The 22,406-nt window shown below is 62.9% G+C and carries 19 protein-coding genes; 12 read left to right on the top strand and 7 right to left on the bottom strand.

Annotated elements, in window-relative coordinates; genetic code table 11:
• Positions 1–161: 161 nt before the first annotated feature.
• From NKF27_RS09005 to NKF27_RS09040, 8 genes are all read left to right on the top strand, one after another.
• Positions 162–581 carry a thioesterase family protein gene (locus tag NKF27_RS09005; RefSeq protein WP_108133793.1) on the top strand — a complete coding sequence of 140 codons (420 nt, stop codon included), beginning with the start codon at positions 162–164 and terminating at the stop codon, positions 579–581.
• 142 nt (positions 582–723) lie between these two features.
• Positions 724–3,477 carry a DNA gyrase subunit A gene (gyrA, locus tag NKF27_RS09010; RefSeq protein ID WP_253556159.1) on the top strand — a complete coding sequence of 918 codons (2,754 nt, stop codon included), beginning with the start codon at positions 724–726 and terminating at the stop codon, positions 3,475–3,477.
• Positions 3,478–3,580: 103 nt separating this feature from the next.
• Complete coding sequence (gene serC, locus NKF27_RS09015; RefSeq protein WP_253556160.1) at positions 3,581–4,684, top strand: 3-phosphoserine/phosphohydroxythreonine transaminase; 1,104 nt, start codon at positions 3,581–3,583, stop codon at positions 4,682–4,684.
• A gap of 102 nt (positions 4,685–4,786) precedes the next feature.
• Positions 4,787–5,881 (top strand): prephenate dehydratase, encoded by a 1,095-nt coding sequence (gene pheA, locus NKF27_RS09020; protein WP_045994814.1) that lies wholly within the window; start codon positions 4,787–4,789, stop codon positions 5,879–5,881.
• Between the two features lie 47 nt (positions 5,882–5,928).
• Positions 5,929–8,232 (top strand): bifunctional prephenate dehydrogenase/3-phosphoshikimate 1-carboxyvinyltransferase, encoded by a 2,304-nt coding sequence (locus NKF27_RS09025; protein WP_253556439.1) that lies wholly within the window; start codon positions 5,929–5,931, stop codon positions 8,230–8,232.
• Complete coding sequence (cmk, locus tag NKF27_RS09030; RefSeq protein WP_253556161.1) at positions 8,229–8,930, top strand: (d)CMP kinase; 702 nt, start codon at positions 8,229–8,231, stop codon at positions 8,928–8,930. Before NKF27_RS09025 ends, cmk begins: the two co-directional genes overlap by 4 nt.
• A 176-nt stretch (positions 8,931–9,106) precedes the next feature.
• Positions 9,107–10,783 (top strand): 30S ribosomal protein S1, encoded by a 1,677-nt coding sequence (gene rpsA, locus NKF27_RS09035; RefSeq protein WP_045994817.1) that lies wholly within the window; start codon positions 9,107–9,109, stop codon positions 10,781–10,783.
• A gap of 342 nt (positions 10,784–11,125) precedes the next feature.
• On the top strand, positions 11,126–11,506 hold the full coding sequence (locus NKF27_RS09040) for a histone-like nucleoid-structuring protein, MvaT/MvaU family (protein WP_108133796.1): 381 nt from the start codon (positions 11,126–11,128) through the stop codon (positions 11,504–11,506).
• A 426-nt stretch (positions 11,507–11,932) separates the two neighbouring features.
• On the opposite strand, the gene NKF27_RS09045 is transcribed toward NKF27_RS09040, so the two are convergent.
• On the bottom strand, positions 11,933–12,739 hold the full coding sequence (locus tag NKF27_RS09045; protein ID WP_045992373.1) for a helix-turn-helix transcriptional regulator: 807 nt from the start codon (positions 12,737–12,739) through the stop codon (positions 11,933–11,935).
• A 361-nt stretch (positions 12,740–13,100) separates the two neighbouring features.
• Here NKF27_RS09045 and NKF27_RS09050 point away from each other — a divergent pair, with 361 nt between their 5' ends.
• Positions 13,101–13,397 (top strand): hypothetical protein, encoded by a 297-nt coding sequence (locus NKF27_RS09050; RefSeq protein WP_045992371.1) that lies wholly within the window; start codon positions 13,101–13,103, stop codon positions 13,395–13,397.
• A gap of 291 nt (positions 13,398–13,688) precedes the next feature.
• Here NKF27_RS09050 and NKF27_RS09055 read toward each other — a convergent pair whose 3' ends face one another.
• From NKF27_RS09055 to NKF27_RS09070, 4 genes are all read right to left on the bottom strand, one after another.
• Positions 13,689–14,573, bottom strand: a complete 885-nt coding sequence (locus NKF27_RS09055) for a DNA replication terminus site-binding protein (protein WP_253556162.1) — start codon at positions 14,571–14,573, stop codon at positions 13,689–13,691.
• 3 nt (positions 14,574–14,576) lie between these two features.
• On the bottom strand, positions 14,577–14,813 hold the full coding sequence (gene yacG / locus NKF27_RS09060) for a DNA gyrase inhibitor YacG (RefSeq protein ID WP_045992369.1): 237 nt from the start codon (positions 14,811–14,813) through the stop codon (positions 14,577–14,579).
• 48 nt (positions 14,814–14,861) lie between these two features.
• Positions 14,862–15,467: a dephospho-CoA kinase gene (gene coaE, locus NKF27_RS09065; RefSeq protein ID WP_253556163.1), complete on the bottom strand. Its 606-nt coding sequence runs from the start codon at positions 15,465–15,467 to the stop codon at positions 14,862–14,864.
• 180 nt (positions 15,468–15,647) lie between these two features.
• Positions 15,648–16,505, bottom strand: a complete 858-nt coding sequence (locus NKF27_RS09070; protein WP_253556164.1) for an A24 family peptidase — start codon at positions 16,503–16,505, stop codon at positions 15,648–15,650.
• 198 nt (positions 16,506–16,703) lie between these two features.
• Between NKF27_RS09070 and nagZ the strand changes: the two genes are divergently transcribed.
• Positions 16,704–17,717, top strand: a complete 1,014-nt coding sequence (gene nagZ / locus NKF27_RS09075) for a beta-N-acetylhexosaminidase (RefSeq protein ID WP_253556165.1) — start codon at positions 16,704–16,706, stop codon at positions 17,715–17,717.
• A gap of 22 nt (positions 17,718–17,739) precedes the next feature.
• Positions 17,740–18,318: a hypoxanthine-guanine phosphoribosyltransferase gene (locus tag NKF27_RS09080; RefSeq protein WP_045992365.1), complete on the top strand. Its 579-nt coding sequence runs from the start codon at positions 17,740–17,742 to the stop codon at positions 18,316–18,318.
• 262 nt (positions 18,319–18,580) lie between these two features.
• Here the strand turns inward: NKF27_RS09080 and NKF27_RS09085 are convergent, their stop codons facing one another.
• Complete coding sequence (locus NKF27_RS09085) at positions 18,581–20,317, bottom strand: AMP-binding protein (RefSeq protein WP_253556166.1); 1,737 nt, start codon at positions 20,315–20,317, stop codon at positions 18,581–18,583.
• Between the two features lie 127 nt (positions 20,318–20,444).
• Positions 20,445–20,900, bottom strand: coding sequence for a MerR family DNA-binding transcriptional regulator (locus tag NKF27_RS09090; RefSeq protein WP_301271187.1), 456 nt, complete (start codon positions 20,898–20,900; stop codon positions 20,445–20,447).
• A gap of 305 nt (positions 20,901–21,205) precedes the next feature.
• Here NKF27_RS09090 and NKF27_RS09095 point away from each other — a divergent pair, with 305 nt between their 5' ends.
• Positions 21,206–22,372: an acyl-CoA dehydrogenase family protein gene (locus NKF27_RS09095; RefSeq protein ID WP_253556168.1), complete on the top strand. Its 1,167-nt coding sequence runs from the start codon at positions 21,206–21,208 to the stop codon at positions 22,370–22,372.
• The last annotated feature ends 34 nt before the right edge of the window (positions 22,373–22,406 follow it).

The raw sequence follows: 22,406 nt of genomic DNA on the forward strand, positions 1-22,406 counted from the left end.
TTCGGGTGCCAGTTGCCAGCCATCGCAATGGTCGATTGAACAGGGTTGCGGCCAAGCCTAGCAGGCTGCGTCGCCCGCGCCCGTCCCTCTTTGGTGACAGTGTTGCCACTTTGCCCGCTCGAGGTCAGAATCAAACAGTAGTTTAAATGAGGAGCAATGACATGGAAGACGCTATCAGCACCACTTCGCTGAAGGTTCGTGGCTACCACCTTGACGGTTATGGCCACGTCAATCACGCCCGTTACCTGGAGTTCATGGAGGAAGGGCGCTGGGACTATTTCGACAAGCATCCGGCGCTGATGTCTCGCTTGGGAAAGGGAGATGTCGCCTTCGTCGCGGTCAATCTCAATATCGACTATCGCCAGGCGGCGGTGGCCGGTGACGAGCTGGACATTTCCACCCGTCTGTCGGCCCTGGGCGGGCGCAGCGCCAAGATGCGCCACGAGATCCTGCGCCGCCGCGATGGTGCCCTGGTGGCTCGCGCCGAGCTGACCTTCGTGCTGCTGGACGTGGCCAGCAACAGTGCGGTGGCGATCGAGGGTGAGCTGCGTGATGCCCTGGCGCCGCTGGTGGTGTCATGACGGCAGCGGTCAAGGCGCCGCACACAACGACAGACGCTGCGCGGAAGGCCCCAAGGGTGGTATGCTAGGTCGCTGTATTTGTGCGCCTTGTCACGGCTGCGTGACGCGCCTACCTGTTGCTGTGCAAAGGACTTGACGACCCATGGGTGACATCGCCAGAGAGATTCTGCCAGTCAATATCGAGGACGAGCTGAAGCAGTCGTACCTCGATTACGCGATGAGCGTGATCATCGGCCGAGCGCTGCCGGACGTGCGCGATGGCCTGAAGCCGGTTCATCGGCGTGTGCTGTTTGCGATGCACGAGCTGGGTAACGACTGGAACAAGCCATACAAGAAGTCCGCCCGTGTGGTGGGTGACGTGATCGGTAAGTACCACCCCCACGGCGACAGTGCGGTGTACGACACCATCGTGCGTATGGCCCAGGACTTCTCGATGCGCCACGTGCTGGTCGATGGCCAGGGCAACTTCGGCTCCATCGACGGCGACAACGCCGCCGCCATGCGTTACACCGAGGTGCGCATGGCGCGCCTGGCCCACGAGCTGCTGGCCGATCTCGAGAAGGATACTGTCGACTGGGTCGACAACTACGACGGTACCGAGCGGATCCCCGACGTGCTGCCGACCAAGGTGCCGAACCTGCTGGTCAACGGCTCCTCGGGCATCGCCGTGGGCATGGCGACCAATATCCCGCCCCACAACATGAACGAGATCATCAACGCCTGCCTGGCGCTAGTCGACGACTACACCCTGAGCGTCGATGATCTGATGGAGCATGTGCCGGGGCCCGACTTCCCCACCGGCGGTATCATCAACGGCCGCGCGGGCATTCTCGAGGCCTATCGTACCGGCCGCGGGCGCATCTATATACGCGCCAAGCACACCATCGAACACGACGACAAGTCCGGCCGTGACCACATCATCGTCACCGAGCTGCCTTACCAGGTGAACAAGGCGCGGCTGATCGAGAAGATCGCCGAGCTGGTCAAGGACAAGAAGATCGAGGGAATCGCCGAGTTGCGCGACGAGTCCGACAAGGACGGTCTGCGGGTGGTGATCGAGGTCAAGCGCGGCGAGAGTGGCGAGGTGGTGGTGAACAACCTGTTCGCCCAGACCCAGCTGCAGAATGTCTTCGGCATCAATATGGTGGCGCTGGAGGACGGCGAGCCGAAGACCATGAACCTCAAGCAGGTGCTCGAGGCCTTCATTCGCCACCGTCGCGAGGTGGTCACCCGGCGCACCCTGTTCGAACTGAAGAAGGCGCGTGAGCGCGGCCACATCCTCGAAGGCTTGGCGGTGGCGATCTCCAACATCGACGAGGTGATCGAGCTGATCAAGGCCTCGCCGAATGCTGCCGAAGCCAAGGAAAAGCTGTTGGCCAAGTCCTGGCAGCCCGGCCAGGTCACCGGCATGCTGGAGCGCGCCGGCGCCACCTCGTGCAAGCCCGAAGACCTGGAAGAAGGCTTTGGTCTGGACCAGGCTGGAGGCGAGTACCGTCTGTCGCCGGCCCAGGCCCAGGCCATCCTCGAGCTGCGCCTGCACCGCCTGACCGGCCTCGAGACCGAGAAGCTGCTCGACGAGTATCTGTCGATCCTCGAGAAGATCGCCGAGCTGATGGCCATCCTGGCCTCCGCCGATCGCCTGCTCGAGGTGATTCGCGAAGAGCTGATCGCGGTGCGCGATCAGTTCGCCGACGAGCGTCGTACCGACATTCAGGCAAGCCACCTGGACCTGTCCATCGAGGACCTGATCGCCGAGGAAGACATGGTGGTCACGGTGTCCCGCTCGGGTTACGCCAAGACCCAGCCGTTGTCGGACTATCAGGCCCAGCGTCGTGGTGGTCGTGGCAAGTCGGCCACCGCGATGAAGGACGAGGACGTCATCGAGCACCTGCTGGTGGCCTCGACCCACGACACCGTTCTGCTGTTCTCCAATCGCGGCAAGGTCTACTGGCTCAAGGTCTACGAGATGCCTGCGGCCAGTCGCGGGTCCCGCGGCAAGCCGCTGGTCAACCTGTTGCCGCTGGAAGAAGGCGAGTCGATCAACGCCATCATGCCGGTCAAGGACTATGATCCGGACTGCTACATCTTCTTTGCCACCGCCCGGGGCACGGTCAAGCGCACCAGCCTCGAGCAGTTCTCGCGTCCGCGCAGCGTTGGCCTGATCGCCATCGACCTGGAGGAGGGCGATCGCCTGGTGGGCGCCGCGATTACTTCCGGCAGCGACCACGCCATGCTGCTGTCGTCCAACGGCAAGGCGATCCGCTTCGAGGAGTCCCAGGTCCGTGCCATGGGCCGTACCGCGCGCGGTGTGCGCGGCATGCGACTGCTCGATGGCGCCGAGGTGATCAGCCTGATCATCCCGCAGAGCCTAGAGATCGATGCCGACGCCGAGGGCGGTGAGCGTGGCGAGGCCGGTGATGTCGACGCCAGCGGTGACGACGGCCAGATCTATATCCTCACCGGCAGCGAAAACGGCTACGGCAAGCGTACCCGTCTCGAGGAGTTCCCGCTGCGCGGTCGTGGCGGCCAGGGCGTGATCGCGATGCAGACCAGCGCCCGCAATGGCGCCATGGTGGCGGCGATGCAGGTCTGTTCCAGCGACGAGATGATGCTGATCACCGATCGCGGCACCCTGGTGCGCACCCGGGTCGAGGAAGTCTCGATCAGTTCGCGCAACACCCAGGGCGTCACCCTGATCCGCCTCGGCGAAGCCGAATCGCTGGTCAAGACCGTGCGTATCCAGGAGCTTGACGGCGACGACGAGCTCGACGCCGAAGATGAAGAGGGTGGTGAGGACACTGTCGAGAACTCGGCAGATGACGCCGCCGAGGGCGGCAGCGCCGAACCGGGCGACGACAGCGCGGACGACGACAGCAGCACCGACAATAACGACTGATCCGGGGTGCCACGGTGTCCGCGATGGACGCCGTGGCCCGCCTATATAGTGACTGGCGGGCGTCGCCGGACGCCTGCCCTTGACGATCAATCGCCAGGACACCATGACACGCCACTACAATTTCTGCGCGGGTCCCGCCGCGCTACCTACCGCAGTACTCGAACGTGCCCAGCGCGAGATGCTGGACTATCAGGGCCGCGGGCTCTCGGTGATGGAGATGAGCCACCGCTCCAGCGAGTACGTGGCCATCGCCGAGCGCGCCGAGGCCGATCTGCGTGAACTGCTCGCAGTTCCTGACAACTATCGGGTGCTGTTCACCCAGGGGGGTGCCACCCAGCAGTTTGCCGCGGTGCCCATGAACCTGCTTGGCCGCGGCGGTCGTGCCAACTTCATCGAGACCGGTATCTGGGGCAACAAGGCGATCAAGGAGGCGCGGCATCTGTTCGGCAGCGCCCACATCGCCGCCTCCAGCGCCGAGAACGGCCATGTCGAAGCGCCGCAGCAGGGTGATATCGCGCTGTCAGACGACGCCGCCTACCTCCACGTGACTCCCAACGAGACCATCGGTGGTCTGGCACTGGACTTTGTGCCCGTGGCGCGGCGCGGCGACGGGGTCGGGGTGCCGGTGGTGGCGGATCTTTCCTCGACCATCCTGTCTGAGCCGCTGGACGTCTCGCGCTTTGGTGTGATCTACGCTGGCGCCCAGAAGAACATCGGGCCGGCCGGTCTGGTACTGGTGATCGTGCGCGATGATCTGCTTGACCAGGCGGTGAGCGAGATGCCGTCATTGTTCAGCTATCGTCAGTTGGCCGAGGCAGGATCGATGATCAACACGCCGGCTACCTATAGCTGGTACCTGGCGGGTCTGGTGTTCGACTGGCTCAAGCGCGACGTCGGTGGTCTCGAGGCGATGGCCGAGATCAATGACCGCAAGGCGGCCAAGCTCTACGAGGCCATCGACCGCAGCGACTTCTATTCCAACCCCATCGCGGTGCGTAATCGCTCGAAGATGAACGTGCCCTTCGTGCTGGCCGACAGCGCCCTGGATAACACCTTCCTGGAAGAGGCGGAAGCGGCGGGGCTTTTGAATCTCAAGGGCCATCGCAGCGTCGGCGGTATGCGCGCAAGCCTCTATAACGCGGTGCCTGAGGCCGCGGTGGACGCCCTGGTGGCGTTCATGGGCGATTTCGAGAAGCGGCGCGGCTGAGGTTCGTGCGAGAGCTGGCGCACCCAGTAAAGAGGTGGCGGGGCCAGGTTTCGCCAGCCATGCGTCAACGCCCGGTCACGGGGCGTTACAAGGAGACAACCCATGAGTGATTCGCAAGAGCCGAACCTCTCGTCGCTGCGTCAGCGCATCGACCATATCGACACCGAGATCCTGCGCCTGATCAGCGAGCGTGCCGAGTGTGCTCGCCAGGTGGCGGAGACCAAGACCGCCAGCGACCCCCAGGCGGTGTTCTATCGCCCCGAGCGCGAGGCCCAGGTGCTGCGCCGGGTGATGGAGCTCAACCAGGGGCCGCTGGACAGCGAAGAAATGGCGCGGCTGTTTCGCGAGATCATGTCGGCCTGCCTGGCGCTGGAACAGCCGATCAAGGTGGCCTATCTCGGCCCCGAGGGCACCTTTACCCAGCAGGCCGCGCTCAAGCACTTCGGCGACAGCGCCATCAGCCTGCCCATGGCGGCCATCGACGAGGTCTTCCGAGAGGTCGAGGCCGGCGCGGTGAACTACGGCGTGGTGCCGGTGGAAAACTCCACCGAAGGCGTGATCAACCATACCCTGGATTCCTTCATCGATTCGGGGCTGCGTATCAGCGGTGAGGTGGTGCTGCGCATCCACCATCACCTGCTGGTGGCCGACACTACCCTCAAGGACAAGGTGTCGCGTATCTACTCGCACCCTCAGTCCTTCGCCCAGTGTCGCAAATGGCTCGATGCCCACTTCCCCCACGCCGAGCGGGTACCGGTGTCGTCCAACGCCGAGGCAGCCAGGCTGGTCAAGAGCGAGTGGCACAGTGCGGCCATCGCCGGCGACATGGCGGCCAAGCTCTACGGCCTTAGCCACGTGGCCGAGAAGATCGAGGATCGCCCGGACAACTCCACGCGCTTCCTGATCATCGGCAACCAGGACGTGCCCATGTCCGGGGTCGACAAGACGTCGCTGGTGGTGGCGACCCGCAACCAGCCGGGTGCCTTGCACGACCTGCTCGAGCCGTTCCACCGCCACCAGATCGATCTGACGCGTCTGGAGACGCGACCATCGCGCACCGGTGCCTGGAACTATGTGTTCTTTATCGACTTCTGTGGCCACGTCGAGGAGCCGCGGGTGTCGGCGCTGCTCGAGGAGGTGCGCCTGCGTGTCTCCGAGGTCAAGGTGCTTGGCTCCTACCCCCAGGGGGTCCTGTAGTAATGCAGGAAGAAGGAATGCAGGAAGAAGAAATGCAGGACGTCGCAATGCAGGACGTGGCAACGCGTGGCGCAGTACCCGCATCCTTGCCTCGGGCTTCACGCATCGTCATCGTTGGACTTGGCTTGATCGGAGGGTCGCTGGCCGCTGCCTTGCGCAAGGCGGGGGTGGGGCAGGGGGATGACAGTCTCATCCTGGCCTGTGACCCAGATCCGAAGGAGCTTGAGTGCGGACGTCGCATGGGGTTGATCGACGCGGGCTCGACACAACTCTCCGAGGTCATCGAGGGTGCTACCCTGGTGGTGCTGGCGGTACCGGTGCTGGCCATGGGCCAGGTCATGGGCGAGCTAGGCGCGTTGCGTGGCCGCGCTTCCGGCGATCTGGTGATCACCGACGTCGGCAGCACCAAGGCAGCGATCGAGGCGGCCGCCATCGAGGCCTTCGGTGAGCTTCCCGCCCGCTTTGTGCTGGGGCATCCCATCGCCGGGTCGGAAAAGAGCGGCGTGGCGGCGGCCAATCCGGAGCTGTACCAGGCCCACAAGGTGATTCTGACGCCGACCTGCGCTACCGACCCCGATGCACTTGAGCGTGTGCGGGCCCTGTGGCAGTTGACCGGTGCCGAGGTGCTGGAGATGGACGTGGCTCGCCACGATCAGGTGCTGGCGCGCACTAGCCATCTGCCGCATCTGCTGGCTTTCTCGCTGGTGGATACCCTGGCGCGCCAGGATGAGCGCCTCGAGATCTTTCGCTACGCCGCCGGCGGCTTTCGCGACTTCACCCGCATCGCCGGTAGTGATCCGGTGATGTGGCGAGACATCTTTCAGGCCAACCGGGGCGCCGTGCTCGAAGCCCTGGATGACTTCGAGTCAGGTCTGGCCCGACTCAGGGACGCGGTGAACCGTGGTGATGGCGACGGTCTGCTGGCCACCTTCGACCGCGCCAGTCATGCGCGCCACTATTTCGATACTCTGTTGAATCAGACCAGTTATCAGGCGGAATATCAGATGCAAGAATCAGCCATGCTGCGCTACCGGGTGGCCCCGGGCGGAAGCGTCACCGGTCGCATCCGGGTCCCCGGCGACAAGTCGGTTTCCCATCGCTCGATCATGCTCGGCGCGCTGTCCGAGGGCGTTACCGAGGTGTCCGGATTCCTCGAGGGCGAGGACAGCCTCGCCACGCTCCAGGCCTTCCGCGAGATGGGGGTGGCCATCGAGGGCCCGCACCAGGGCCGCGTGACCATCCATGGGGTCGGCATGCACGGCCTGAAGAAGCCGGCAGGTCCGCTCTACGTCGGCAATGCCGGCACCGCCATGCGGCTGTTTGCCGGGCTGCTGGCGGGGCAGGCCTTCGACACTGAATTGACCGGTGATACCTCGCTGACGCGTCGTCCCATGGGGCGGGTGGCCGATCCGCTGCGCCAGATGGGGGCGGTGATCGACACCGCCGAAGGCGGGCGTCCTCCGCTCAGGATCAAGGGTGGCCAGGCGCTGAAGGGCATCCACTACGACATGCCCATGGCCAGCGCCCAGGTGAAGTCCTGTCTGCTGCTGGCGGGGATGTTTGCCGAAGGCGAGACCCGAGTGCGTGAACCCGCACCGACCCGCGATCACACCGAGCGCATGCTCAATGGCTTTGGCTACGCCGTCGAGCGCGAGGGCGATACCTGCTGGCTGCAGGGCGGCGGCAAGCTGGCCGCTGGCCCGATCGATGTACCCTCGGATATCTCCTCGGCGACCTTCTTCCTGGTGGCGGCGGCGATCACCCCGGGGTCGGATCTGGTGCTGGAGCACGTCGGCATCAATCCGACCCGGATCGGGGTGATCAACATCCTGACCGCCATGGGGGCGGATCTGCGCCTCGAGAACGAGCGAGAGGTAGGGGGCGAGCCGGTCGCCGATCTGCATATCCGCTATCGGCCGCTAAAGGGCATCGACATTCCCGAGGACCAGGTGCCGCTGGCCATCGACGAGTTCCCGGCACTGTTCATTGCCGCGGCCAACGCCGAAGGCACCACGCGACTGCGCGGCGCCGAGGAGCTCCGGGTCAAGGAGTCCGATCGCCTGCAGTCCATGGCCGACGGCATGAGCGTGCTGGGTATCGACAACACCCTTTATGACGATGGCATCGACATCGTCGGCAATGGCGGCGATGGCGCCAACTATGACGGCGGGCGCGTGGACAGTCATGAGGATCATCGCATCGCCATGGCCTTCACCATCGCGGCCCTGCGCGCATCAAGCCCGATCGAGGTCAACGACTGCGCCAACGTGGCCACGTCCTTCCCCGGCTTTGTCGAGCTGGCACGAGGTGTCGGCCTTGAACTCGAAGAGGTACGCGAGGAGCAGGCATGAGCGATCATGACGAGCATTCGGCCCCGGTGCTGACCATCGATGGCCCCGGCGGCGCCGGCAAGGGCACCATCAGCCGGCTGATTGCCGAGCGACTGGGCTGGCATCTGCTGGATAGCGGCAGCCTCTACCGGCTGACCGCGCTGTCGGCTATCGGCAAGGGCATCGCGCTGGACGATGAGCCGGCGCTGGCGGCACTGGCCTCGGCCCTCGATGTGGTGTTTCGCGCCGAGAACGGCGAGGCGGTGGTCGAGCTCGAAGGGCGTGACGTGACTCGCGAGATTCGCACCGAGCAGGTGGGCAACAGTGCCTCTCTGGTGGCGGCGTTGCCGGCGGTGCGCCAGGCGCTGCTCGAGCGCCAGCGGGACTTCCGCCAGGCGCCCGGCCTGGTCGCCGATGGCCGGGACATGGGCACCGTGGTGTTCGTCGATGCGCCCTTGAAGATATTTCTGACCGCCAGCGCCGAGGAAAGGGCGCGCCGGCGTCACCTGCAGTTGCGGGAGGCCGGGGTGGATGCTAGTCTATCGAGTCTTTTGAAGGAGATTCAGGCGCGCGACGACCGCGATACGCAGCGTAGCGTGGCGCCGTTGGTGTCGGCCGATGATGCCATCGAGCTCGACACGACCCGCCTGAGCATACCGGAAGTGGTTGATCGGCTGTCCGAACTGTTGGCCCGAAAGGGGCTCTTGTCCGGCACCTGAACTCCCTTGCGGCGTCCCCGGCCAGATGTCACGACGTGCCCGAGTACAGGAAACGGAAAACTCGGTCAGGTCCAACCAGTGCCAACATCCCCGGGGGTTTTTGAATATGGCCCGCACTTGCTGGTGGTGCGGAGAAGCGGCCCTGCCGCACTCAACGTTGATCACGTAGGAACATCATGAGCGAAAGCTTTGCTGAACTGTTTGAACAGTCTCTCCAGGACATCAACATGGAGCCGGGCGCGATCGTCGCGGCTACTGTCGTCGACATCGAAGGTGACTGGGTCACCGTCAATGCCGGCCTGAAGTCCGAAGGTCAGATCCCTGCCGCGCAATTCCGCGACGACAGCGGCGAACTGACCATTGCCGTCGGTGACGAGGTCCACGTGGCCCTCGAAGCTGTGGAAGACGGCTTCGGCGAAACCCGCCTGTCCCGCGAGAAGGCCAAGCGTGCCGAAGCGTGGAAGGTGCTGGAAGCTGCCTTCGAGAAGGAAGAGATCGTCAAGGGCGTGATCAACGGCAAGGTCAAGGGCGGCTTCACTGTCGACGTCGACTCCATCCGTGCCTTCCTGCCCGGCTCTCTGGTCGACGTTCGTCCGGTGCGCGATACCACGCACCTGGAGAACAAAGAGCTCGACTTCAAGGTCATCAAGCTCGATCCGAAGCGCAACAACGTTGTCGTTTCCCGTCGTGCCGTTCTCGAAGCCGAGAACAGCGCCGAGCGTGAAGCGCTGCTCGCCACCCTGCAGGAAGGCCAGCAGATCATCGGTATCGTCAAGAACCTGACCGACTACGGTGCCTTCGTTGATCTGGGCGGCGTTGACGGCCTGCTCCACATCACCGACATGGCCTGGAAGCGCATCAAGCATCCGAGCGAGATCGTGGCTGTCGGCGACGAGATCACCGTCAAGGTGCTGAAGTTCGACCGCGAGCGCAATCGCGTCTCCCTGGGTCTGAAGCAGCTGGGCGAAGATCCGTGGGTCAACATCAAGGATCGTTACCCGGAAGGCACCAAGGTGCACGCCCGTGTCACCAACCTCACCGACTACGGCTGCTTCGCCGAGCTGGAAGAGGGTGTCGAGGGTCTGGTTCACGTCTCCGAAATGGACTGGACCAACAAGAACATCCATCCGTCCAAGGTGGTTCAGGTCGGTGACGATGTTGACGTCATGGTGCTGGATATCGACGAAGAGCGTCGTCGTATCTCCCTGGGTATCAAGCAGTGCACCGCCAACCCGTGGGAAACCTTCAACGCCCAGTTCAACAAGGGCGACCGCGTTGCCGGTACCATCAAGTCCATCACCGACTTCGGTATCTTCATCGGTCTGGACGGCGGCATCGACGGCCTGGTTCACCTGTCCGACATCTCCTGGACCGAGACTGGCGAAGAAGCCGTGCGTTCCTTCAAGAAGGGCGATGAGGCCGAAGCCGTCATCCTGTCCATCGATCCGGAGCGTGAGCGCATCTCCCTGGGTATCAAGCAGCTCGATACCGACCCGGTTGCCGAGTTCCTGTCCGTCAACGACAAGGGCACCATCGTCACCGGTCGTGTCGTCGAGGTTGACGCCAAGGAAGCTCACGTCGAGCTGGCGACTGACGTCGTTGCCGTGCTCAAGGCGTCCGAGATCAGCGCTGACCGTGTCGAAGACGCGCGCAACGTGCTGAACGAAGGCGACAGTGTCGAGGCCCGTATCGTCGGTGTCGATCGCAAGAACCGTCAGATCGCCCTGTCCGTCAAGGCCAAGGACCAGGACGACACCCGTCGCAACATGAGCAAGCTGCGCGACCAGGAAGTCGAGACCGGTGGCCCGACCACCATCGGCGACCTGATCAAGCAGCAGATGGGTCAGGACTAAGCCGGACCCCGACACTGTTCGGGACTGGTAATGGTCAAGAGCGCTTCCTTCGGGGAGCGCTCTTTTTTTATATGTAAGAAATTGTAGAGGGCTGGAATGCCCCTCGTGGCGGCGCTGCCTCAGTATTATTGGTGAGTGGGGCGAGTTTTTACCACATATGCTTGAGGGGACGTGTTTTCGGGTTGATGCCCTTGTTGTAAGCATCTACCGTTTGTTAGACAGGATTTTGACTTTGCTTTTGGCCAATAACGTTTGAATAACGTCGTTTGGCTGGTTGTCATATACTCATGCAGGAGTGATAATGCCCCTGCATCCGAAAGCAACTACTATAGGCGTACCTTAATGTCTTCACTTTTGAATGACTATATGCAGATGGAGCAGCAGCTCCAGCAACTGCAGGAAAGGCTCGGTCAGCTCCAGAACGATGACCGTCTCAAGTCCGAACTCGAATTCAAGGGAAAGCTCGAAGAGCTGATGAAAGAGTTCGACAAGAGCGCATCTGACGTCATCGCCATTCTGGATCCCAAGGCCGCGGCTTCCCCGGCCAAGGCTGCTGCTCCGGCCGCTGGCGGTCGTCGCAAGCGCAAGCTGAAGATCTACAAGAACCCGAATACCGGCGAAGTCGTCGAAACTCGTGGTGGCAATCAGAAGACGTTGAAAGCCTGGAAGGAAGAGCACGGTAATGACACCGTCGAGTCCTGGCTGGTGCGTGTAGAAGACTGATGATTGTTTGAGCCGCAGTTGAAGCGGTGCCTTGGACGTTGCATCGGCCCGACACTGTTTTGACCTTCAGGCTTGCTGTACCAGAACCGTCTTGAACCATCGACATGACAGTGACGTCGTCGTATTGTTCGGGACGGTTTCTTTTTGCACGGTATTCCTTGATCGGCTGCGTCTCGTTGGAGGCGAGGCCCGTAGCTTCGACTGCCCCTTGCGATGTTGCCGATTGCGATGTTTCTAGTTTCCGGGGAAGGGACGAAGCGTGGCCTCCCGCTGCAACAGTGTGATGCAGGCGAGGCGAGGCGGGGCTGTGGCCTTGTCGTTGCCGTTGCCGGTACTCTGCTTGAATTCTGGTATGATGGAACGCAAAAGGTGGCCACCGAAGTGGCCACCAGAAGGGAGGCTTGCGGGCTCGGAGAGGCTAAGCGATCAGTCCTCTTCGAGTAGCGGCAGTCGCAGTTCCAGCCCATACTTGCCTTTGACCAGCTGAGGCGCTTCGCCGCTCAGGTAGACGCCGTGTTCAGACAGGCCGCGACAGGCCATGAACAGCATGGCGCTGGTCAGGTGTGAGCTGTCCTCGAGGGTGATGCAGGCGTGTCGCTGGGCCGGCAGCATGACCAGGCGGAACGGCAGTGGCAGCGCCAGGCGGTGTGCGTGCTCTTCGTCGACGTGGACACCCAGGTCGATGCGGGGTGCCTCGCTGGCCAGCGGATGATCGTGAAGGATAGCGATCGGTGCCGCGTTGGTGAGGCGTGCCGGCAGATCGTAGGCGCCTTCGGCATTACGCTGCCAGTTGTCCAGGTTTTCGATGATTTCGGGCGGCTGATAGAGGCGGGTGACCGCGGCACGCCGCAGCGGCAGGTCGGCCATCTTCACCGAGAAGTGGGGCAGATTGTGGCGCTGGCGATAGAGTTCCAGACGCTGGTTCTGACGGTACTCCCGGGGAGCGACACGGTAGCGGCGCTGGAAGGCGCGGGTGAACGCCGAGTGATTGCGATAGCCGCAGCGTTTGGCGATATCATGCACGCCGTGGGGCGTATGGATCAGCAGCCTGGCGGCCTTCTCGAGTCGCAGCATGTCGCGGTAGGCACTTGGAGAAATGCCGAACGACTGGCGGAAGCGCCGACGCACCTGGGATGAGGAGTACCCCATACGCGTGGCAAGATCTTCGATACTCAGCTGACTGTCCAGGGTTTCCTGGAGCCAGATTTCGGCGCGCATCATCTCGTTGAACATGGTCTTGCCTCCCTGAACCATCGGCGCGGACTCGACCCTCCCTGGGTCCTCGGAGAGCGAATCCGAGCGTCCGTATCGCTGGTCGTTGTAGTCGGAACATCCGCCTGTCCCGAGGTATGATGGTGTAGGTTTGTAGCGTTAGGATACATCCTGTTACGTAGTTATGCAGTCTAGCGCGCCTGTCTGGCAAGTGCAATGTGCCGTTTTGATCGTTTGTGCACAAAACGTCAGTGATGGATTGCATATCTAACATGCTGTTGTGAAAGTAAAAAAGGCGTTATTTTCGAGCCTTTCTTGATAAGGTGGTGCCGCAGGATACTGAATCTGTCGCACCTCCATCGACGTTAACGACTGGTAACAAATGAAATCTCAGAGTTCCCAAAAGCCTATGGACGAACGCGAGAAGCTTCGCCGCTTTCGTGAATTGGATGACGCCTTCGCGGAAGCGCTGCGCAGCCTGGACAACCCGAACAAGGCCGCCGAGATCCCCACCGGCCCTCCGGTCCGCTCCATCGACAGCCTGGAAGAAGAAGAGCAGCGTCGTAAGGAAGAGGACTTCGAGCGGCGGCTGCTGGGCTTGATCCAGGAATATGCCCAGACCCCTGAATCGGTGCGGGAATTGGTCGCCACGCTGCAATCGATGGGGCGCATCGCCTGACCGCATGACCTCTGCCTTTGTCAGGGGTCATCGAGATGGAGCTTGCCGGACTTCAACCTGTGCGATTTTGACAGGGATTTTCCGACGGCTCTGTGGGTAAAGGCCGTGGCGTCTTTGCGCAAATACTGCAAAATGATGTCAGCAATTGCTGATGTCAGCGCTTGCCGACAGGCGCGCGCTGCTTATGGCGGTTGCCGGAACGCAGGCGCCTGAGGCGGGGTGCAGGTGCTTTGGCAGGTCAGGGGCAAGCCTCGTTGAGCGGGCGCGCTGGCGTGCGCCGCACCGGGCCCTTCAGCGGTAGCGAAAGACTCTCAAGCTTGGCAGGAAGGGGGTGTCCTCGAGGCGTTCGTCGCTTCTCCGGGCGCGTTGGCGTTCGGCTGGCGGTTGTGCCGGCGGAAGGTTGTGATGGGGGAGTTGCGCCTGGGGCACAAGCAGGGGTAGAGCCGCATTCATGGCACGCCTGAGGCGACCGTCCGGCAGAGGGTCCCGGTAAAAGAGGTTGGCTCGCATCAGCGGTGCCTGTCGTTGCACCTGGGCCAGGGGCTCGCTGGAAGGAATGCCGGCGAGGCGCTCGAGTTGAATGCGAATGTGCGGTGACTCGGTGTCGAAGGCCATCAGCTTGCGCTCGACTTCGGCCACGCTCAAGCGGGTGATGGAGCGTCCGCTGGCGTACCAGGCCAGACGAACCCGCTCCACCGGCGCCTCGGCGATGGGCAGGGCGCGCCAGGTCTGTTTCAGATTGAGGCGGGCGAGGCCAGCGCCCCCCAGGTGATCATTGAGTTCCGGGTGGCGTATCGGCAGCCTGGCCTTGATCTCGGGTATCAGTTGGGGCGATTGCTGGCGAATGACACTCAGCCGTTCAGAAAACTCCGCCTTGGCCTGGTTCAGCGCCAGAGCCGCCTCGCAGGTGACAGGGTCTGCGGCCACCAGACCGATATAGCTGCGTGTGACACGGCCGTCCTGGCCGTCGACATACCACAGATCCAGTAACGCCTGGCGCAGCCAGTCCGCATCGGCTGTCTCGCGATCGAAGGACCAGGCAGGAAGGCGTGATGCCTGCCAGCGGTCGACGACCTCTCTGGCGCACGCGATGATCCGATCGAACCCTGCGTCGAGCTCTGCCAATAGCTGGTAGGCGGGCCGTGACGGGGCGCTGGCATTGCCTGGCCGGGCCATCGTTCAGTCCTGGTTGTGCAGGTCGCGCTCGGCTCTGGCGACCCATTCATCGATGCTGGTTTCGTCCATGGCGGGTTCGCCGGCAATGCGATGACTGCCATCGGCCCAGGCCCCCAGATCAATCAGACGACAGCGCTTGCTGCAGAAGGGGCGATAGCTGTTCTCGGGCGTCCAGAGTACTTCCTTGCGGCATTGTGGGCAGGCAACCTTCAAGGTGCCCTGACGAGTGCTGTGTGACATGTGGGGCTCCTGATCCAAGACGTAAACGTCGAAGCGGAAGAGGCAGGCTCAGGCCTTGGCGGCGAGCCTGCGATAGGTGGCATCCAGTGCCTTGACGGCCTCGGAGAGCGCCGCTAGATCACCGTCATTGGTGATGACGTCGTCGGCCAGTGACAACCGCTCGTCACGACCCATCTGCGAGGCCACGATAGCCTTGGCCTGGGCCAGGTCGACATCATCGCGCTGGGTGGTGCGTTCGATCTGCAGCGCTTCTGGTACGTCTACCACCAGGGTGCGCTGGACCATGTCCACCTGTCCGGATTCAAACAGCAACGGGGAAACCAGCAGCACATAGGGGGCGTCTTGCTGCCGCAGCAGTGACAGTCTAGTGACCAACCGTTCGCGCACGCGTGGATGGGTGGTCGCTTCAAGCCAGCGGCGTTCCTTTTCGTCGGCGAAGACAAGGGCGCGCAAGGCAGCACGGTCGAGGCGACCTTCCCTGGTCAGTATGGCATCTCCATATCGGTCGACGATGGCCTTGAGGGCCGGCTCGCCCGGGGCGACCACCTCTCGCGCGATATCGTCGGCATCGACCCAGCGAGCGCCGAGATCGCCAAACAGACGGGCCACCGTCGATTTGCCTGAGGCGATGCCACCAGTCAGTCCAATTATCATGCCACCCGTACTCCCTTCGTGTGTTCAGCGTAGTGCTTGTGTGGTGCAGTAGCCTGGGCCTTGACCGCAACGTCGGCAAGCGACGATCAAAGGTTGCAGCGGTGAGAGAGCGCAGTTTACGAGGTGCAATCATGCAATTCGAGACGAATTTCATCCCGTGTCACCGAGCGCAGCCCCTCTTCATGTCATTCCCGTCAGGGCTTGATATCCGGCAAGCAGTTCATTGCCGGCCAGCAGGCCGAGACCGCCGGCCACTACCAGCGAAGGACCGAACGGCAAGGGCTGGCCCTTCAGGTGTCGGGACCTCCACTGTATCAGTAGACCCGAAAGTGCACCTAGCAAGGCCGCGATCAATATCACCAGTGGCAACAGTTGCCAGCCGAGCCAGGCCCCGAGTGCGGCGATCAGCTTGACGTCACCAAGCCCCATGCCGTCGCGCCCGGTGAGGACGTAAAAGGTCTTGCCGATGGTCCACAGCACGGCGTACCCGGCGATGGCGCCGATCACCGCATCATCCAGGCTGGCGGGGCTGAACAGCAGCTGGTAAAGCAGGCCACACCATAAAAGCGGCAGGGTAAGGGCGTCGGGAAGCAGCTGGGTGCGCAGATCGATTACCGCCAGGGCCAGCAGCGTCAGGGTGGCGCCGTAAAGCCACAGGGCAGGCCAGGTGGGCCCGTGGAGGATACAGAAACACACCGCGAGCAGGGCACTGGCCAATTCCACCAGTGGATATTGGATGCTGATTCTCCCCTGACAGCTGGCGCAGCGTCCGCGACGCTTGAGCCATCCCAGCAGCGGCAGGTTGTCGTGCCAGGCGATGGGCGTGAGGCAGCGCGGACAGCGAGAGCGGGGGCGAGCCAGTGACAGTGGCTCCTCGATGTCGTCTGACAATTCGAGGGCCGCACGGGCTTCGGTGCGCCACTGCTGCATCAGCATGACCGGAAGGCGGGTGATGACAACATTGAGAAAGCTGCCGAGACATAGCCCCAGCAAGGCAACCAGAACAAGCAAAGCGAAAGTGACATCCGAAAACAGCAAAAGGAGCTCCGTGGTTCGGGGGCGGTCAAAGGAGGCTATTCTACCGTTGGCAAGAGGCAATTGTCTGGTGACAGGACAAGGCAGGGCGCGATGCCAGGCGCCTGGTTTCCCTTGTCAGGCGCCCTGGGACGCCCTTGGGGTGTCACCTGCTCAGCCATTAGTCTAAAATTGTTCCCTTTTTCCGATCAGGTAAGCGACATGACCCAGACGTTCGGACCCGTGATGCTGGATCTCGATGGCCATGAGCTGTCGGCAGAGGAGCGGTCGCTGCTCGAGCATCCTGCCACCGGTGGTGTCATCCTGTTTGGACGCAACACTCGAGATGCGCGCCAGGTGCGCGAGCTGTGCCGGTCGATTCGAGAGGTGCGTCCTGATCTTCTGCTGGGCATCGACCAGGAAGGAGGGCGTGTCCAGCGCCTGAAAGACGGTGTCACCCGGCTGCCGCCGATGTCCCGCCTGGGACAGGAGTACCTGGATTCACCCGAGACGACCGTGCGGCTTTGTCAGGACGCCGGCTGGCTACTGGGTATGGAGATGGCCGCCTGTGGCCTCGATCTGAGCTTCGCGCCGGTGCTGGATGTCGACGTCGGGCTGTCGTCGGTGATCGGAGATCGCAGCTTTGCCGGTGACCCCGAGATCGTGACACTGCTGGCGGGTGCCTTTGTCGAGGGCCTGCATGACGCCGGGATGGCGGCGGTCGGCAAGCACTTTCCCGGCCATGGCGGGGTGAAGGCCGATACCCACCATGAAGTCGCGCGTGACGAACGTAGCCTCGACGAACTCCGACAGCACGACCTGGTGCCGTTTCAGTCTCTGGCGCCCAAGCTCGATGGCATGATGCCGGCCCATGTGGTGTATCCCGCCTTTGACCCAAGGCCGGCGGGATTCTCGCGCCCCTGGCTTGGCATGCTGCGGGAGAGCCTGGGCTTCAAGGGCCTTATCTTTTCCGATGACCTGACCATGGCCGGCGCCCAGGTTGCCGGTGGGCCGGTGGAGCGCGCCCAGGCGGCCCTCGACGCCGGCTGTGACATGGTGCTGGTGTGCAATGACCGAGCCGCTGCCAAGGCGGTGCTCGATGCCTGCGCCGAGCGCACCGTTCGCCGGGCTTCTCGCTTGCGCTATGGCCGTGCACGTCCTGATCTGGATGCCTTACCGGCCCTGTCTCGCTGGCGCCGGGTACACGCTCGCCTCGAGGCGATGACTTCCGATTGATGTTTGAAACGAGTTGACTGTTATGCCGAAACTGGACCCTGCCCATAGCGCTTCACGTGACGATATGCGTGAGGTGATGGACACCGCGGACTGCCTGATCAGCCACGATGAAGTCGAGCGTGCGCTCGATCGCATGGCCGAGGAGATCACCCGGGATCTCGGCGATGAGCTGCCGGTGTTCTACTGCGTGATGAACGGTGGCTTGATCACCACCGGCCACCTGCTGCCGCGCCTGGGCTTCCCGCTGGAAGTGGACTATCTGCACGCCACTCGCTACCGCGGCAAGACCCGAGGGGGAGAGCTGTTCTGGCGGGTCTCGCCGGAGATCCCCATGGCCGGACGTCATGTGGTGATCGTCGACGATATCCTCGATGAAGGCGCCACCCTGGCGGCCATCCTAGACTATTGCCGCGAGGCCGGTGCCAAGAGCATCTCGACCGCGGTGCTGGTGGACAAGAATCACGACCGCAAGGCAGTGCCAGGCCTCAAGGCCGACTACTGCAGTCTGGAGGTCGCCGACCGCTATGTCTTTGGTTTCGGGATGGACATAAAAGGCTATTGGCGCAACGCCCCCGGAATCTTCGCACCGAAGGGGATGTAAAAAGGTAAGGGCAAGACCGACCGCTACGTCTTTGGTTTCGGTATGCTGATATAAGGTCGGTAAAGGTTACTGGCGCAACGTCCCCGGAATCTTCGCACCGAAGGGGATGTAAAAAGGTAAGGGAAAAAGGTAAGGGCAAGACCGGCCGGCAGCGTTCGGCTTCAGCGATACAAGAAGCGCCCCGGGGATACCCTCCGGGGCGCTTCTATTTTTGGGTGCCTGGTATGGCAGGGGCTTGGCCTTCAGGTCCTGCTATTCAGACTCAGGCCAGTCCAAGTTCGTGGGTGGCTTCCTCACGCATCTTGAACTTCTGCACCTTGCCGGTGACGGTCATCGGGAACTCATCGACGAACTTGACGTAGCGCGGCACCTTGTAGTGCGCGATCTTGCCCTTGCAGAAGGCCTTGAGGCCTTCCTCGTCGAGTTGTTCGCCCTCGCTGAGCTTGACCCAGGCCATGACCTCCTCGCCGTACTTCTGGTCGGGTACACCGATGACTTGAACGTCGGAGATGGCGGGATGGGTGTAGAGGAAGTCCTCGATCTCGCGGGGGTAGATGTTCTCGCCACCGCGGATGATCATGTCCTTGATGCGGCCGACGATGGCCACATAGCCTTCATCGTCCATGGTCGCCAGATCGCCGGTATGCATCCAGCCGGCATTGTCGATGGCCTTGGCGGTGGCTTCCTCGTTGTTCCAGTAGCCGAGCATCACGCTGTAGCCACGGGTGCACAGCTCGCCGGTCTCGCCCTTCGGTACCACCGCGCCGCTTTCCGGATGCACCAGCTTGACCTCCAGATGCGGGTGGATGGTACCCACCGTGGTAACGCGCTTGTCCAGCGGCGCATCGGTGGTGGTCTGGAAGCTGACCGGGCTGGTTTCGGTCATGCCGTAGCAGATGGTCACGTCCTGCATGTTCATCTGGTCGATGACCCGGCGCATCACCTCGATCGGGCAGATGGAGCCCGCCATGATCCCGGTACGCAGCGACGACAGGTCGTAGCGTTCGAAGTCCGGGTGTTCGAGCTCCGCGATGAACATGGTGGGGACACCGTACAGCGTGGTGGCCTTTTCTTCCGCCACCGCCGCCAGGGTGGTCTCGGGGTCGAAGCCGTCGGCGGGGTAGATCATGGTGGCGCCGTGGGTCACGCAACCCAGGTTGCCCATCACCATGCCGAAGCAGTGGTAGAGCGGTACCGGAATCACCATGCGATCCTGATCGGTCAGGTTCATCGCCCGGGCCACGAACATGCCGTTATTGAGGATGTTGTGGTGGGACAGGGTGGCGCCCTTGGGCGCACCGGTGGTGCCGGAGGTGTACTGGATGTTGATCGGCTCGTCGAACTGCAGTCCTGACTGCACCTCGGCCAATTCTTCGGCGCTGACTTCCTCGCTGCGCTCGAAGATGCGCTCCCAGGCGAGCATGCCCGGCAGGGTCTTGGCCGTGTCGAGGCAGATGACACGTTTGAGTTCGGGCAGCCCGGCCAGTTTGAGCGGGCCGGCCCCCTGGACGTCATTGAGCTCCGGGGCCAGCTCGGCCAGGGTGGCCACGTAGTCCGAGGTCTTGAAGCTGCCCTGAAGGACCAGCGTCGAGGTGCCCGACTGCTTGAGCGCGTAGTCGAGCTCATGGGTGCGGTAACTCGGATTGATGTTGACCAGGATGGCGCCGATCTTGGCGGTGGCGAACTGGGTGATCGTCCACTCGGCGCAGTTGGGCGACCAGATGCCTACCCGGTCGCCTTTCTTGACGCCCATGGCCAGCAGCGCACGGGCCGCCTGATTCACCTCGTCCTGAAGCTCGCGCCAGCGATAGCGTAGCCCCTGGTGGCGGCTGATCAAGGCGTCCTGATCGGGGAAGCGGGATACCGTTTCGTCGAAGCAGTCACCGATCGTCTGGCCCTTCAGGGGCAGGTCACTGATGCCGCTGACGTAGCTCACGCTCGAGGGTGAGGGTGCGGTCGAGGGAGCGAGATCGGGAGAGGAAGCAGACTGGCGTGTCATCGTGGCTCTCGTCTTGTCGTCTGGTGATTGCCGTGGGGCAGGGTGTTGTCATTGTTCGGGGCAGAGCATTGGCCGTCGGGGTGTCGCAGCAGGCGAGGGACCAGCAGCCAGTCGTTGAGGACCAGGCCTAGCCCTTCTCGCCGAGCTGACCCAGGGCGTCACGGGCTCGCCGGTCGACGTCGTCCATCTCGAGGCGCATCAGGCGGATATCCTCGAGCTGGCGGTCGAGCTCGGCACGCTTCTCGGCGATGATCTCGAGTAGACGCTTGAGCTGGCGGGCGTTTCCGTCCGGCATGGCGTCGTACATCATCACCACCTCGCGAATCTCGGCCAGCGAGAACCCGAGCCGCTTGCCTCTGAGCGTCAGCTTGAGGCGCACCCGATCCTTCTCGCGGTAGATGCGCTTCTGGCCCTGGCGTCGGGGCGCCAACAGCCCTTCCTGCTCATAGAAGCGGATAGTCCGAGGCGTCACCTCGAACATCTTGGCCAGCTCTCCGATACTGTAGGTGCGGGAGATCGCAGTGGGCTGGCGAGCTTCGCTGGAGGAGCCTGCGGCGCGGGTGGCGCTGGCGGTTTTGCTCATGATGCTCTGTCCTGTTGGGAGGACCCGACGCAGCGGGGTCCTTGGAAAAGACACTAGTCAAAGTTTACGTTAACGTAAAGTGTATGTGGCGAAATTGCCCCTCGCCTGGGCAAGAGGCGCCGGTGTCCGGGGCCGTAGCGCCGTGTACGACTATGGGTTGATAGGTCGAAAACCGAGCAAGTGCTAGGTTGGGTCCCATTGCATGGCGGGGAAGCCGCCCGGACGGCTGGATGGCTAGCCGAACGGTTCGCTGTCCGACTCGCTGTCTGGCTCGCCATCGACGCCTTGAACATAAGGATGCCACCATGGACTTTTCCCTTACCGACGATCAGAAGGCCCTGGTCGACGCCGCCGCCGACTTTGCCCGGGTCGAACTCAAGGATCACGCCGCCGAGTGGGACGCCAACTCGCACTTTCCGCTGGACGTCATTCGGCGTGCCGGCGAAGCGGGCTTTCTGGGGATCTATACCCCGGAAGAGCACGGCGGCCTGGAACTCTCGCGCCTGGATGCGTCGCTGATCTTCGAGCAGCTGTCCCAGGGCTGTATCGCCACCACCGCCTACCTGACCATCCACAACATGGTCACCTGGATGATTGCCAACTGGGCCACCGACAGTGTCCGTGATCGCTACGTCGACGCCATGGTCAGCGGTGAGTGGCTCGGTTCCTATTGCCTGACCGAACCCGGCGCTGGCTCGGATGCCGCCAATCTGCGCACCAAGGCCGTGCGAGACGGTGACGATTATGTCATCGATGGGGCCAAGATGTTCATCTCCGGTGCCGGTTCCACCGAGGTGCTGGTGGTGATGGCGCGTACCGGTGAGCCGGACAGCGGCGCCCGTGGCGTCTCGGCCTTCGTGGTGCCGGCCGATGCCGAGGGCGTCAGCTATGGCAAGAACGAGGACAAGATGGGCTGGAAGAGCCAGCCGACCCGACTGGTCAGCTTCGATGGGGTGCGGGTGAGCGCCGACCATCGGCTGGGTGACGAGGGCGAAGGTTTCCGGTTTGCCATGAAGGGGCTGGATGGTGGCCGCCTCAATATCGCCAGCTGTTCGCTGGGGGCGGCCCAGCACGCGCTGACGCTGGCGCGGGACTACCTGGGTGAGCGCAAGCAGTTCGGTCGCGAACTGTCGTCCTTTCAGGCGCTGCAGTTCCGTCTCGCCGACATGGCCACGGAATTGATGGCGGCCCGTCTGATGGTGCGCCAGGCCGCCTGGCGGCTGGATCAGGGCGATCCCGAGGCGACCGCCCACTGCGCCATGGCCAAGCGCTTTGCGACCGACATCGGCTTCAAGGTCTGCAACGAGGCACTGCAACTCCACGGGGGCTACGGTTACATTCGTGAGTACCCGCTGGAGCGCCTGGTCCGCGATACCCGGGTGCACCAGATTCTCGAGGGGACCAACGAGATCATGCGCCTGATCGTCGGTCGTCGCCTGCTCGCCGATGGCGTGGTCGAATCGCTGCAGTGACGGCGGAGTGAACAGACAGCGCATGGAAAAGAGT

The organism is Halomonas sp. DN3, from assembly GCF_024137905.1.
GTDB lineage: Bacteria > Pseudomonadota > Gammaproteobacteria > Pseudomonadales > Halomonadaceae > Halomonas > Halomonas litopenaei.

What these genes read in the sequence shown, in the direction of transcription:
- NKF27_RS09080 (WP_045992365.1), top strand. Translation starts at nt 17,740, where the DNA reads ATGCCGAAACTGGACCCTGCCCATAGCGCTTCACGTGACGATATGCGT.
- gyrA (WP_253556159.1), top strand. Translation starts at nt 724, where the DNA reads ATGGGTGACATCGCCAGAGAGATTCTGCCAGTCAATATCGAGGACGAG.
- NKF27_RS09090 (WP_301271187.1), bottom strand. Translation starts at nt 20,900, where the DNA reads ATGAGCAAAACCGCCAGCGCCACCCGCGCCGCAGGCTCCTCCAGCGAA.
- NKF27_RS09040 (WP_108133796.1), top strand. Translation starts at nt 11,126, where the DNA reads ATGTCTTCACTTTTGAATGACTATATGCAGATGGAGCAGCAGCTCCAG.
- NKF27_RS09095 (WP_253556168.1), top strand. Translation starts at nt 21,206, where the DNA reads ATGGACTTTTCCCTTACCGACGATCAGAAGGCCCTGGTCGACGCCGCC.
- rpsA (WP_045994817.1), top strand. Translation starts at nt 9,107, where the DNA reads ATGAGCGAAAGCTTTGCTGAACTGTTTGAACAGTCTCTCCAGGACATC.
- yacG (WP_045992369.1), bottom strand. Translation starts at nt 14,813, where the DNA reads ATGTCACACAGCACTCGTCAGGGCACCTTGAAGGTTGCCTGCCCACAA.
- cmk (WP_253556161.1), top strand. Translation starts at nt 8,229, where the DNA reads ATGAGCGATCATGACGAGCATTCGGCCCCGGTGCTGACCATCGATGGC.
- NKF27_RS09085 (WP_253556166.1), bottom strand. Translation starts at nt 20,317, where the DNA reads ATGACACGCCAGTCTGCTTCCTCTCCCGATCTCGCTCCCTCGACCGCA.
- coaE (WP_253556163.1), bottom strand. Translation starts at nt 15,467, where the DNA reads ATGATAATTGGACTGACTGGTGGCATCGCCTCAGGCAAATCGACGGTG.
- NKF27_RS09025 (WP_253556439.1), top strand. Translation starts at nt 5,929, where the DNA reads ATGCAGGACGTGGCAACGCGTGGCGCAGTACCCGCATCCTTGCCTCGG.
- NKF27_RS09055 (WP_253556162.1), bottom strand. Translation starts at nt 14,573, where the DNA reads ATGGCCCGGCCAGGCAATGCCAGCGCCCCGTCACGGCCCGCCTACCAG.
- serC (WP_253556160.1), top strand. Translation starts at nt 3,581, where the DNA reads ATGACACGCCACTACAATTTCTGCGCGGGTCCCGCCGCGCTACCTACC.
- NKF27_RS09045 (WP_045992373.1), bottom strand. Translation starts at nt 12,739, where the DNA reads ATGTTCAACGAGATGATGCGCGCCGAAATCTGGCTCCAGGAAACCCTG.
- NKF27_RS09005 (WP_108133793.1), top strand. Translation starts at nt 162, where the DNA reads ATGGAAGACGCTATCAGCACCACTTCGCTGAAGGTTCGTGGCTACCAC.
- pheA (WP_045994814.1), top strand. Translation starts at nt 4,787, where the DNA reads ATGAGTGATTCGCAAGAGCCGAACCTCTCGTCGCTGCGTCAGCGCATC.
- nagZ (WP_253556165.1), top strand. Translation starts at nt 16,704, where the DNA reads ATGACCCAGACGTTCGGACCCGTGATGCTGGATCTCGATGGCCATGAG.
- NKF27_RS09050 (WP_045992371.1), top strand. Translation starts at nt 13,101, where the DNA reads ATGAAATCTCAGAGTTCCCAAAAGCCTATGGACGAACGCGAGAAGCTT.